Here is a 12,629-nt window from a genome sequence, read left to right on the forward strand (position 1 = left end):
GGCTGATTCTATCTTTTTAACTACTCGCTATAGACGAATCGTTCGACTTCTCCTGACCTTGGACATGGGTTTTCAAAAAGGGAATAACGGTGTCCCAGAAGGCGGGATCTTCCTCGGAACAACTGTGTCCTCCGCTGTTTACCCATAGATGTTCAACAGGTGGATCGGCTTTGGACATAAAATATTCAAGCTCACTCGGGGGAATGAAATTATCTCCCTTGGAGTGCACCATAAGCATCGGCAGTTGCATCCCCCTGCGCCGTTCATTCAGCATCATCACCGGATCACGCTGACGATAAGATTTCAGAGATTCACCCAGTCGCCAGAACCAGATTCTCGGAATTAACTGGGCCAGTGGAAACAAGGGCAGCCGTCGGCGTCTCAGCTCTGAACTGACGATTACCTCAAATTGCGATGGCATCGAGTCCGTAATCACTGCTGATACAGGAATTCCCTCCGTCACTGCAAGAATCGTACCTAGTCCACCCAAAGAATGTCCAAGCACTCCGATGGCATCCGCATCAATCTCTGGTCGTGCAGTCGTATACTGCAACGCCGCGAGCAGATCATCCCGGAACAAGTAGGCAGATGCAGCACGAACCGGATCACTGGCCCCATGACTACGCACATCATACATAAATAAGGCATATCCAGCTTCCCAGATCGGACGTGCGTAACGAAGAACACGGGAGCGATTGGAGCCCCAGCCATGTGCAATAATAACGAGCGGCCATGGTTTCGGAATGTCGGCTCTGGCCGGGATGAACCAGCCATGCACCCGACCTCCCCCACTGTCAAAGGTCACATCCTCAAATGGCATTGGGGGTGTGAGTGTGATTGGAATCTTCTTGGGGGTTTGGCTCTTTACCGCTGCCTTCCATAATCCACCTGCCGTTACTGCGGCCACGGCGAGCATGCCGCCTATCATTGTTTTAGCTTTCACAGGGCATCTCTCCTCTCCGAATTCTGGCATATATCCATCATAAAACAATAGAATGAACGGCACGTTAAGCGACATGGGTTTTTATGATAAACATTAACCTAACAAATAACCTAAAGGCACCTTCATTTATGCCCAAATATACATATCCCTCATCTCACGCTGGAATCCTAGGCTTCAGCTGCTCCCACAAATCTCCGTGCACATGCCGCAATCTGCTCATGATCTCCTGCTACAAGAGCTTCTCGTGGTAAAAGTGCACTTCCCAGACCCACTGCAGCAGCACCTGCTGCATAGTAGTCAGCAATATTCTCCAGTGTGGCACCACCTGTTGCCAACAGTGGAATATGATTCAGTGGAGCTTTGATCTCCCGCAGATACGGTATGCCCAAACTCGCCATGGGAAACAACTTCACAACTCGTGCTCCCGCTTCATGAGCAGCGACAATCTCCGTAGGTGTCATGGCTCCAGGCCAGATCTCGACACCATGTTCTACAGCATATTCAATGACAGACAGATCGACATTGGGAGACACCAGAAATTGTGCGCCTGCAGCAACTGCTTCCTTCGCCATCTGCACATTCAGTACCGTACCCGCTCCAACAAAAGCCTTTCCTTCATGTCGCTCACGCCAGTCTGCAATAATATCATGTGCTCCAGGTGTGTTCAGTGTGACTTCCATCAGTCGGATTCCACCACTTGTCATACCTTGTCCAGCAGTTACTGCCGCTTCACGGCTTATACCGCGCACAATCGCGACCAGCCTTGACTCCAATAGTACTTCCGTCAAATTCATATCCAGTTCCCCTTGCTTCATCAATTCGGCAGCCGAAGACAGATAATCATGTTTACCGCTTTTCCGTTATTCATTATTGTAAAGCATATCCTCTCCTGGATGAAATACATTAATCCATTTTTCAATGTGAATCCGTCTGTCACCAACTCTATGATGTACTTTTATCACAACGCAAAAAACCTCTCCATGGAACATGGGCTGATTCACCCATTCAATTCCACGAAAGAGGCCGCATTTTGACTGAAAATACTAAGCGTTTTCCAACACGTTATCCTTCTCCAAATCTTTAAAGTATCGATCGTTATATAACATGCTCGGATGTGTTGGATGATAGGCGAGTGCGATATCATTATGTTCCCGGGCCTTGGCACGGTTACCCATCCGGTCATAACACACACATAGTTGCAGATGCGGCATCCAGGTCCAGGCTGCTTCATTCAGCACGACCATAGGATCATCAGGACGTACAGCACGAGTCGCCTGTTCGTACCAGAACAGGGCCTTGCGATAATCTTCACGGTCGGCAAAATAACCACCCAATCGGCAGCAAATCTCGGCTCTAGGCAAATCATAGACAAACGATCGGAACAACGCCGTGACTTCCTGCTCCGGACGTTCAAGTGCAACTTCACAATCCGCAATTTTCTGGCAAGCAGCGATCTGATCTTCCACCCAGCCCAATCCGGTATCCAGAAACTTCTCATAGTACTTCACCGCATCCTTATGCTGTCCATGGTCCTTCAGCTCATTACCGAAATAGTACAAGTCACGCGGCCCGAATTCCTCTCCGGCCTGTTCCCTTTTGCGATAGATCCGCAGATTACGATCGGTATACACCTTATCTTTCTTGTGGGTAACCGCTATATCACTATGCAGCAGATTGCCCGCTACAGCCAGATATTCATGGACCGCGCCAATCCAGCGAAATTGCCGATCCCGACGGACCAGACGATTCCGGCGCAGGCTGTAGGCTACCTTGCCATCTGCTGTGAATGACAGATTATAATCCATTGTGACACTATCAACATCCGGGTCCAGTGAACGTTTCAAGGCGATCAGTTTCGCCCGATCTTCTGGTTCGAACACATCGTCGGCATCCAGCCAAAGAATATATTCACTCTTTGCCTGATCGAAGGCATAGTTGCGTGCTGCTGCAAAGTCATCCACCCATTCAAAATCAACGATACGATCCGTATATCTGGAAGCAATCTGACGGGTACGATCCGTCGAACCGGTATCTACGATTACAATCTCATCGGCAATCCCGTTTACCGAGTCCAGACATCTGGCGAGGGAAGCTTCTTCATTTTTCACAATCATACATAGGGTAATACTGATCGTCTCTTCGCCTCGTCTGGCCCTGCGGTTAAAGGCGGAAACCCCCGGAAGTTCGGACAATCGATAGATGTGGTATGCGGGGAGATGAGTATCAACGAACAAACGAAAACCCAGTGCCTGAGCACGGATGCAGAAATGACGATCTTCGCCCCAGAAGGATACATTGGGAATCTGGTCATATGAAACTCCTGCTGCCAGAACATTTTTGCGAATAAGGGTACATGCCCCTAGCCCTCCAACTTCATAACAACCCGGGATCCGTAGCTGATTTAGAAAAGCAGTCGTTTGCGTGCCCTCGTCCTCCGTCTCGGTTCCTTCTACTGTTTTGCCACCGCGGCGAAACAAAGCATACTCATCTTGCAGCCATACCTGCGGCATTTCCCTGGCATCCGGCTGCCAGCGGGTCCAAAAGATATTGGATACAATGTCTTTGCCACTCGATACAAGTTGCTCCAGCGTCCGCGGATGCAGCACCAAGTCAGAATCAATCAGGAAAACCGCATCGTAGTGATTCTCGCGTGCATATTGCAATATGCGATTTTTCAAACCGGCTACACGCCAAATCTGCTCATCCTGCCAATAATGTCCTCCCTCATCCTTGCTGTACACCCCTTTGTTGTCAGGACTACCGCTACCATGTTCATCTGCTTGAATAACCGTCCCCTCATGCTGAAGCACAAATTCACGCAATATATTCGATGCGGCTTCTTCCACGTTATCGTCAACAAACAGATAATCCGTCTTCACTGTGGTTCGTTCCAGTGCATGCAGAGAATCCAGAAATTCACGGAGCACCGGCGTTGTCTGGCGAACCGGGCTGGCGATCAGTATTCTTTCCTGGCTAAGCTCTTCAAGCTTTTCCGATTGATGGGTTTCCTGCGATTGATCAGAACGTCTGGGCGGTCGATGATTACTCTGGCTCTCTTTCTGGCTCTCAGGTTGCTCCTCTTTTTGATTCTCTTTCTGATTATCTTTCTCGTGCGAATTCGACTCTATTTGAGGTTGGGATTCTTCTTGCGAATTGCATAAAGGGTCTTTCTTCAATGTACTCACTCCCCCTCTCCTTATTCGAACCATGCCAACAGTCGTGGCTCTTGATCCAATATCGATTCGTACTGTTCCTTCCAACCGTATCTTGCTTCAGGGTCCAGTGCTTGATAGCGTTCATATTTGCGGATACGGTCTTCTTCCCGCGCCCAACCATAGTGCTTCACCCGGGGAGCATGACATCCATAGGACCAATGCTGGATCGTTAACGGAAAACGACCACAATGCTGGGGTGTCTCCTTCCATTCATAGCTCATTCCCGGGTGATAACGAATCAGAAATGGCCGATAATAGGCATGCGCCTGCCAGAACTCATCTTCCCGGTAATGCGTCTCACTCCACATATCAAACAATCTGAAATAGATCGCATCCTCATTGCCACTGAGCAGCAGATCCCGTACCAACCCAAAGTCACTGGTTAGAATCTCATCCGCATCCAGATTCAAAATCCACTCCGGATTGGTCGCCACCGTCTCTTCCCATTGTTGTTTTCTCAGACTTACCTCGTCTGCAAAACGTGAAGTAGCGTTCTCCACTAATACGAGTGGAATACCGTCCAGAAGTTCCCTGCACAGCGCGACCGTTCCATCCGTGCTTCCGTCATCAATGATTACTGCGCGATCAATCCAGGGACGATGTCTCTCCAGTGCCTGCCTGAGATAGCGATTCTCTTCATTACGAACGATCATCGACAAGGTAATATGTGGTCTTTCATGTTCCTCATGTCCATCCAAAGCTTCACCCCCATGCTCAAGCTTCTACCTATTAAAATGTCCGACACACGATGCCTGGACGAATCACAATCCTCTATTTCCAATCTATGCAGAGCCGGAATGCGGATATGCAGGCCAAGTAAACCTTTCATGGGGTTAATCTTGATGAACGACAAAAAAGCACCCGCCTTCGCGGATGCTTTTAAGGTAATCACAATATTAATGTAGTGAAATAAATGAATTAACGGTATTCAGCCAAACGATCATTGAGACTACGTGTCTGTCCATAGACTTCCTGGTACAGTGCGAACAGTCCATCATAGACGGCAACCGTTTCCGGGTTCGGCTCATAGGACTTCGCTGGACGAATAAACGCTGTTGCACATTCCTGCAAGGACGGGAACCAGCCACAGCCATAGGCAGCCAGCATTGCTGCACCCATCGCAGGACCCTGTTCGCTCTCCAGCTTCACAATCGTGGCGTTAAAGACATCCGCCTGCATTTGCAACCAAGCTTCGTTCTTGGCACCACCACCAATGGAGATGACTTCATTGACTGTTTTGCCTGCACCACGCAGAATATCAATGGACTCCCGCAGCGAGAAGGTAATGCCCTCCATCACCGCACGTCCAAAGTGCTCCAGCTTGTGTCCTGCATCCATACCGATGAAGCTGCCACGGATATTCGCATCCGGATGAGGCGTACGCTCCCCAACAATATATGGTGTGAACAACAATCCGTTGCTGCCCGCCGGAACCTGATCGATGCCCTGCAAGAGCACATCAAACGATTTGTCCGCTGCAAACGTATCCTTGAACCAAGACAGGCTGTATCCTGCGGCAAGTGTTACCCCCATAATATAGAAGGCATCCTTCTCGCCGTGGTTAAAAAAGTGTACTTTGCCTTCGAAATCGAGATCTTTGCGCTCTTCGTAGGAAAGCACAACCCCGGACGTTCCGATGCTGCACATCGTCTGTCCTTCACTCAGAATGCCTGCGCCAATCGCACCGCATGCATTGTCCGCACCACCTGCATATACTTTTGTTGCAGTCGCCAGACCCGTTTGATCCGCAATCTCAGGCAGCAACGTGCCCACTTCCTCAAACGATTCCACAAGACGTGGACATAGGGAGATTGGCAGCTCGAATGCTTCTGCAATCTCGTTGCTCCACTGCTTGCCTGCAACGTCTAGCAACAAAGTTCCCGCTGCATCGGAATAATCCATAGCGTAATCACCCGTCAGGCGATAACGCACATAGTCTTTTGGCAACAAGAACAAGGATGCTTGCTGTAACAATTCAGGCTCGTTTTCCTGAACCCACAGAATTTTCGGCAAGGTGAATCCTTCCAGTGCACGGTTCCGGGCAATACTTAACAGCTTGCCATCCAGTACTTTTTCGATCCGGCGGCACTGAGCCGTTGTGCGTGTATCGTTCCACAGGATTGCGTTACGCAGCGGTTTACCTTCAGCATCCACCAAAACCAGTCCGTGCATCTGACCGGAGAAGCTCAATCCCTCGATTTCCGAAGGCTGCACGCCAGACACTTCGAGCAATTTACGCAAGGAAACAATGGTTTGCTCTACCCAATCTTCGGGATTTTGTTCACTGTATCCAGCCTTGGGCTGGTACAACGGATATGCCTCGGATGCTTCAAATGCCACTTTTCCTTCACGATTGACCAACACGGTTTTGACCGCGCTGGTTCCAAGATCGACACCAATTACGTAACTCATAGGTTAACTCCTTTCGTTTATCACAGGATTGTATAAATGAAAGCCTGATGCTCATGTGGTCACTTCGTGATCAGAAAACCCTCGGATCGCCGTTACCCCCAGATTTCCTTTATACCCTTTAGCAAGGGTGAAATCCGGTGATAAATGCGAACGCTTCGCTTCCTCGGGTCCTTTCTGCTCACTTCGTTCTGCATGCACCATCTTAGACAACCATTTATATCAAAACAGTAAAAACATACTCGTTCTTATTAGCAGAAGGATTGATCCAATGACCTTGATTCATCATTGGTTATAAATGAAACCTTGATGCTCATGTGGTCACTTCGTTCTGCATGCACCATCTTAAAGAAACATTTATATCAAAAATTTAAAAACCGTCCCCGTCTTCCCAAGGGAAAGTCGGGGACGGTCCGAATGTCATGCTTGTTCAGGCGTTCCATGGTACAAGCTAATCTTGTGCATAGGCTAGTTTGGATACTAATGTCCAACACATATGAGTTGAGTAACCATCGGTGGTCGACGTGCACCAACCCTGCCTTATGCGCTATTAGTCAGCCAAGATGTACTGGTTAAGTTGTGCTCTCAGCAATTCCTGACGTCCGGATTGGTTTTTGCGTGGGCTTTCGTTGTTCAACGCGTACTCAGCAAGGGAAGCCAGTGTTGCTTTACCTGCAACCACATCTGCACCAATACCTTCGCTGAAGCTGCTGTAACGTTTTTCGATGAAGTCATCGAATACGCGATCTTCAATCAACTTCGCTGCTACTTTCAGACCTTTTGCATACGTGTCCATACCTGCAATGTGTGCCAGGAACAGATCGTCAGCTTCGAAGGAACCACGACGTACTTTCGCGTCAAAGTTCACACCACCACGACCGATACCGCCGTTTTTCAATACTTCATACATTGTCAACGTAGCATCGTACATATCAACCGGGAACTCATCCGTATCCCAACCGATCAACATATCGCCTTGGTTTGCATCGAGGGATCCGAGCATGCCGTTTGTACGAGCAACGCGGATTTCGTGATCGAATGTATGACCAGCCAGAGTAGCATGGTTCGCTTCCAGGTTGAGTTTGAAGTGTTTGTCCAAACCGTATTTTTGCAAGAAAGCAATGGAAGTTGCTGCATCATAATCATATTGGTGTTTCGTTGGCTCTTTTGGTTTAGGCTCGATCAGGAATTGTGCATCAAAGCCAATTTCCTTCGCGTAGTCTACAGCCATGTGGAACATGCGAGCAATGTTGTCTTGCTCCAGTTGCATGTCTGTGTTCAGCAATGTGTCGTAACCTTCACGACCGCCCCAGAATACATAGTTTTCAGCGCCCAGACGTTTACCAACTTCCAGACCTTTTTTGATCTGTGCTGCTGCGTGAGCATACACATCTGCGTTGCAAGTGGATGCTGCACCAAACATGAAGCGTGGGTTCGAGAACATGTTCGCCGTGTTCCAGAGCAGTTTTTTGCCGCTGGATTTCATATGATCTTCAATCAGATCAACAATTGTATCAATGTTGCTGTAGAACTCACGCAGGTTGTTGCCTTCTGGTGCAATGTCCACATCGTGGAAACAAAAGAACGGGAGATTCATTTTTTCCAAAAATTCAAATGCCGCTTCCACTCGTACTTTCGCGAGGTCCAGACCCGAGTATTTATCCCACGAACGAACAGCTGTCTCCGCACCAAACGGGTCACTGCCGCCTGCAGTTAATGTATGCCAGTAAGCCATGCCGAAACGGAAATGTTCTTCCATCGATTTGCCGGCTACCACTTCTTCCGGATTATAATGTTTAAAAGCAAAAGGATTCTTGGAATCTTTACCTTCAAATGCAATTTTATTAACGGATTCAAAATAGGCCATGTGTAAAATGCCTCCTCAATAGTTTTAAGAAATCGTTTACACCGTTATCCTATCACATCGAATTTACTTTGTCTATTGGTTAAACAAAGTAAAATAAAATTGTTTTTTACATGTTTGTTTACGCTATAATAGTCGAATAACTTGTTTCGGATGTGGGTCAGAACCCTTTTATCAGAAGAATAGGAGTGCCTTAACCATATGAAAATTACCGGAGATCAGATGCTGGTCAAAAAAATAAACAAGTCGATCGTTCTGGATACGATCCGGCGCCATGCCCCTCTTTCTCGCGCACGAGTGTCCGAGGTTACGGGGCTGAACAAAGCAACGGTATCCAACCTGGTTGCTGATCTGATCAGTGATGACCTGGTGCAGGAGATTGGCCCTGGGGAATCCAGCGGTGGACGTAAACCACTTATGCTGCTGTTCCGAGGGACATCAGGCTATGCAGTCGGTCTGGAACTCAGTGTGACCCATTTGAAAGGCGTGCTTACAGATCTCGAAGGACACATCATTACAGAGTACGCAGTGACCTTGGAACATCACGACGTGTCCTCTGTACTGGAGCAATTGAAATTGGCAGCAAAACAGCTCATTGAAGCAGCTCCTCCTTCCCCTCACGGTGTCATTGGTATTGGTATCGGCGTGCCGGGCATGGTGGATGAGGCAGGAACGGTCCTGTTTGCACCTAACCTGGGGTGGGAGAAGGTAACTCTGCGCTCAATGCTTGAAGAAGAATTTGAACTGCCTGTAACGATCGATAATGAAGCCAATGCGGGTGCTCATGGAGAGCTGAATTTTGGGGCAGGTATCGGTGTCCGTCACATGATCTACATCAGTGCAGGCATGGGGATTGGTTCAGGCATCATGGTAGATGGTGAATTATACAAAGGTGCATGGGGCTACGCAGGGGAAACAGGCCATATGTCCATTGAAGCGGAAGGTCTGCCCTGCTCCTGTGGTAATCGTGGTTGCTGGGAGTTATACGCATCGGAAAAAGCCTACGAGCACCCGGATCATCAGCTAAAATTACCTGCTCATACCACACGCGAGCTTATTCATTATGCGGAGCAAGGCCACGATGCTGTTCAGGAATTATACAACACGATTGGACGCAAACTGGGGATTGGCATTACCAATATCGTTAACAGTTTCAACCCGGAACGTATTATCATTGGTGGTCCGCTCTCTGAAGCAGGTCCCTGGATTGAAACGGCGCTAAAACAAGTTGTCGAGGAACGTACATTACCTTATCACCGCCGCAGTTTGCAGATTGAATGGGCAGCTCTGGGCAGCCGTTCCACCCGTATTGGTGCCGCTTACTCTGCAATTTCCCAGTTTCTAGGAAAAATTAGGGTGTCTGTCTAATAACAGACGAAAATTGACATCATTTCGCCCCATTTCCTCCCTTTTTGTTAAAGAAATCCAGATGTATAATGGGGTTATGTGATTTTTGTCATGGCTGTGTGAATGAAGCTGTGTTAATTCCGATAACGAAACGGAGTGAAAAAAAGCGTGACCTACGTGGATACTTCTGATATCTCGGCGCAAATGTTTGTCACCGTCCTCCTGTTCCTGATTGTGCTTGCGCCCCTGTTCAGCCTTGGCATACTCCGATTGTTCCAGAGCAAAAAGAAGGCTGGTTTCATGTACATGCTGTCAGGATTGCTGGTGTATGTTGTATTTCAGACTTTCATGAGTATTTTTTTCTAGATCATATTCTGCGTTTGCACAAAAAACCGTACCCTTCCGGGTACGGTTCTTTCTATATCCTAACGGCTCGCGAAAACCGGAATTGCATATGAATTGAATCTCTCATTCTTCACATGATAATTCAGATAATAAGCCTGATTTAAGCGTCCAATGCTTTGGCAAATTGGGTTTTGTTCATACCCAGAATGCGGTGTTCACCAATGACAGTCAATGGCACGGCACGTACGCCCATGTCCCATACTTGTTGTGCATATTCATCGCTAGTTTCGATGTTGCGCTCTTCATAAGAGATACCTTTGTCAGCCAGGAACGTTTTTACGGATTTGCAGTTCGGGCAGTTCGTTGATGTATATACAATTACGTTTTCCATGTTTAATTCACCTCATATGGTTTTATATTAATCTATAGTTTGGTTGAAATCAGCTCATTCTATTACAGAACAACTGCGCTGTGCTCCAAGCTCTCAATGTATTTCTCTGTGTCCATGGCAGCCATACATCCGCTGCCTGCAGCTGTAATCGCTTGTTTGTAACGTGTATCCTGTACGTCACCACATGCAAATACGCCTGGGATGTTTGTCTCGGATGTACCTGGTGTAGTCAGGATATAACCGTGTTCGTCCGTAGTGATCTGTCCGCCAAGGAAACCAGTGTTTGGTGTGTGACCGATCGCTACGAATACGCCGCTTGCCGGAATCACTTCTTCTTCACCTGTTTCGTTGTTCAACACTTTTAATCCGGTTACGCCGTTGTCGCCAGCAAGTACTTCGAGTGGTGTACGGTTCAAAGCCATTTCTACTTTTTCGTTGCTACGTGCACGATCCTGCATGATTTTGGAGCCACGCAGTTCTTCACGACGGTGTACCAGCGTTACTTTGGAACCGAAACGGGACAAGAAGCTTGCTTCCTCAAGAGCAGAGTCGCCACCACCGATGACGATGATTTCTTTGTTACGGAAAAAGAATCCATCACATGTTGCACATGTGCTGACACCACGGCCCACATTCGTTTCTTCTCCAGGAATACCGAGGTATTTAGCAGATGCGCCTGTAGACAGGATCAATGTTTCCGATACGAGTTCACCCATACCTTCAACTTGAATCTTGAATGGACGCTCGCTCATGTCGATGTTGTTCACCCAGCCTGTACGGAATTCAGCACCGAAGCGCTCAGCTTGTTTACGCATGTTATCCATCAGTTCAGGACCCATAATTCCATCAGGGAAACCTGGGAAGTTCTCCACTTCAGTCGTTGTTGTAAGTTGGCCACCAGGTTGTGGTCCTTCAATAACGAGTGGGTTCAAGTTGGCACGTGCCAGATAGATTGCTGCTGTCAGCCCTGCAGGGCCTGTTCCAATAATAATTGATTTATACATGTATAGTTCCTCCCCCGGGTTCTGCAAAAAGGTTAGACCCTCCGGCATCAAAAGCTTAGGCTTTTGCATACACTAGAACGAAAAGCCCACATCATGTCCACAAGACCTGCCTGTGATATGACAATGGCCCTATGCAGAAACGGAATTCTAATTTATAATCATTCTAATCTGTTGTTCATTATGATCTCTTTTATGTACGGTGTCAATGCTCGGCAGCGATTATGAAGAAGTCTTCATCAGGAGGGAAAATGGAAGCATGAACGATGCACTCATTGGCAGTTTTATATCAGCCATGTCTACCGGCCTAGGGGCCGTACCGATTCTATTTATGCGCAAAATATCGCACCGTCTGCGTGATATCTTGCTGGCATACGCCGCGGGTATTATGACCTCGGCCTCGGTGTATAATCTCATTCCCGAAGCGCTTGGCCAATCAAATCTCTTTGTACTCGCATTTGGTATTATGCTTGGTAGCCTGGTTCTACTGGTGCTGGAGATGAAGATTCCACACGTTGATCTGGAGAATCCCGAGAAAATGCCTTTTAAAATTGAAACCAAAGCCTTCATGATTATTGCAGCCATCACCATGCATAATCTGCCGGAAGGGTTATCCGTTGGAGTCAGCTACGCCAGCTCGGATGAGAGCCTGGGCAATCTCATTGCCTTTTCCATCGGATTACAGAATGCGCCAGAAGGATTCCTGGTGGCCCTCTTTCTTGTGAACCAGAACATCGGCCGCTTCAAAGCGCTGGGTATTGCCACCCTGACCGGAGCGGTAGAGATTATTACAGCTATGATTGGTTACACCTTGAGCAGTCTCGTAGCTGGTCTTGTGCCTTATGGTCTGGCCTTTGCAGCCGGTGCGATGATGTTCATTGTTTATAAGGAACTTATTCCCGAGAGTCACGGCGATGGCAATGCACGTGTGGCGACGATGTCCTTTTTGCTCGGGCTCATCACGATGATTGGCCTGACCGAACTGTTTTAATCGAAGACTAAAGAACCCGAGCGAACAGTCCAAGACTGTCGACCGGGTTCTTTGTTTAGCCACAAATGAAGATTCCATGAAATTAATGGGATCGTCTGTCAGAGGTATTATGCCCTCTCCTGA

Annotated in this window: 11 protein-coding genes and 1 pseudogene; 3 read left to right on the forward strand and 9 right to left on the reverse strand. The window is 47.9% G+C overall.

Going from position 1 to position 12,629, the window contains the following annotated elements; translation table 11 throughout:
• Positions 1-16 precede the first annotated feature (16 nt).
• From AC6CIF_RS14615 to xylA, 7 genes and pseudogenes are all read right to left on the reverse strand, one after another.
• Positions 17-943, reverse strand: coding sequence for an alpha/beta hydrolase (locus AC6CIF_RS14615; protein WP_338588559.1), 927 nt, complete (start codon positions 941-943; stop codon positions 17-19).
• A 167-nt stretch (positions 944-1,110) separates the two neighbouring features.
• Positions 1,111-1,737: a bifunctional 4-hydroxy-2-oxoglutarate aldolase/2-dehydro-3-deoxy-phosphogluconate aldolase gene (locus AC6CIF_RS14620; protein WP_498200188.1), complete on the reverse strand. Its 627-nt coding sequence runs from the start codon at positions 1,735-1,737 to the stop codon at positions 1,111-1,113.
• A gap of 249 nt (positions 1,738-1,986) precedes the next feature.
• Positions 1,987-3,057: a glycosyltransferase gene (locus AC6CIF_RS14625; protein WP_498200334.1), complete on the reverse strand. Its 1,071-nt coding sequence runs from the start codon at positions 3,055-3,057 to the stop codon at positions 1,987-1,989.
• Between the two features lie 441 nt (positions 3,058-3,498).
• Positions 3,499-4,152, reverse strand: a pseudogene (locus AC6CIF_RS14630) (glycosyltransferase family 2 protein); the annotation flags it as partial.
• Positions 4,140-4,856, reverse strand: a complete 717-nt coding sequence (locus AC6CIF_RS14635; RefSeq protein WP_498200190.1) for a glycosyltransferase — start codon at positions 4,854-4,856, stop codon at positions 4,140-4,142. The gene AC6CIF_RS14635 and the pseudogene AC6CIF_RS14630, both read right to left, overlap by 13 nt.
• 220 nt (positions 4,857-5,076) lie before the next feature.
• Entirely contained in the window at positions 5,077-6,570 is a 1,494-nt protein-coding gene (xylB, locus tag AC6CIF_RS14640; protein ID WP_498200191.1) for a xylulokinase, read from the reverse strand.
• 547 nt (positions 6,571-7,117) lie between these two features.
• On the reverse strand, positions 7,118-8,434 hold the full coding sequence (xylA, locus tag AC6CIF_RS14645) for a xylose isomerase (RefSeq protein WP_036606941.1): 1,317 nt from the start codon (positions 8,432-8,434) through the stop codon (positions 7,118-7,120).
• A 198-nt stretch (positions 8,435-8,632) separates the two neighbouring features.
• Between xylA and AC6CIF_RS14650 the strand changes: the two genes are divergently transcribed.
• Complete coding sequence (locus AC6CIF_RS14650) at positions 8,633-9,799, forward strand: ROK family protein (RefSeq protein ID WP_498200192.1); 1,167 nt, start codon at positions 8,633-8,635, stop codon at positions 9,797-9,799.
• A gap of 147 nt (positions 9,800-9,946) precedes the next feature.
• Positions 9,947-10,144, forward strand: a complete 198-nt coding sequence (locus tag AC6CIF_RS14655) for a hypothetical protein (protein ID WP_017692236.1) — start codon at positions 9,947-9,949, stop codon at positions 10,142-10,144.
• Between the two features lie 139 nt (positions 10,145-10,283).
• Here the strand turns inward: AC6CIF_RS14655 and AC6CIF_RS14660 are convergent, their stop codons facing one another.
• Both AC6CIF_RS14660 and trxB read right to left on the reverse strand, forming a co-directional pair.
• Positions 10,284-10,514 (reverse strand): glutaredoxin family protein, encoded by a 231-nt coding sequence (locus AC6CIF_RS14660; RefSeq protein ID WP_076212704.1) that lies wholly within the window; start codon positions 10,512-10,514, stop codon positions 10,284-10,286.
• A 62-nt stretch (positions 10,515-10,576) separates the two neighbouring features.
• Entirely contained in the window at positions 10,577-11,518 is a 942-nt protein-coding gene (gene trxB, locus AC6CIF_RS14665; RefSeq protein ID WP_036668032.1) for a thioredoxin-disulfide reductase, read from the reverse strand.
• A 256-nt stretch (positions 11,519-11,774) separates the two neighbouring features.
• Here trxB and AC6CIF_RS14670 point away from each other — a divergent pair, with 256 nt between their 5' ends.
• Positions 11,775-12,506, forward strand: a complete 732-nt coding sequence (locus AC6CIF_RS14670) for a ZIP family metal transporter (RefSeq protein WP_237178227.1) — start codon at positions 11,775-11,777, stop codon at positions 12,504-12,506.
• Positions 12,507-12,629: the final 123 nt, after the last annotated feature.

It is taken from the genome of Paenibacillus sp. GQ49 (assembly GCF_059759055.1).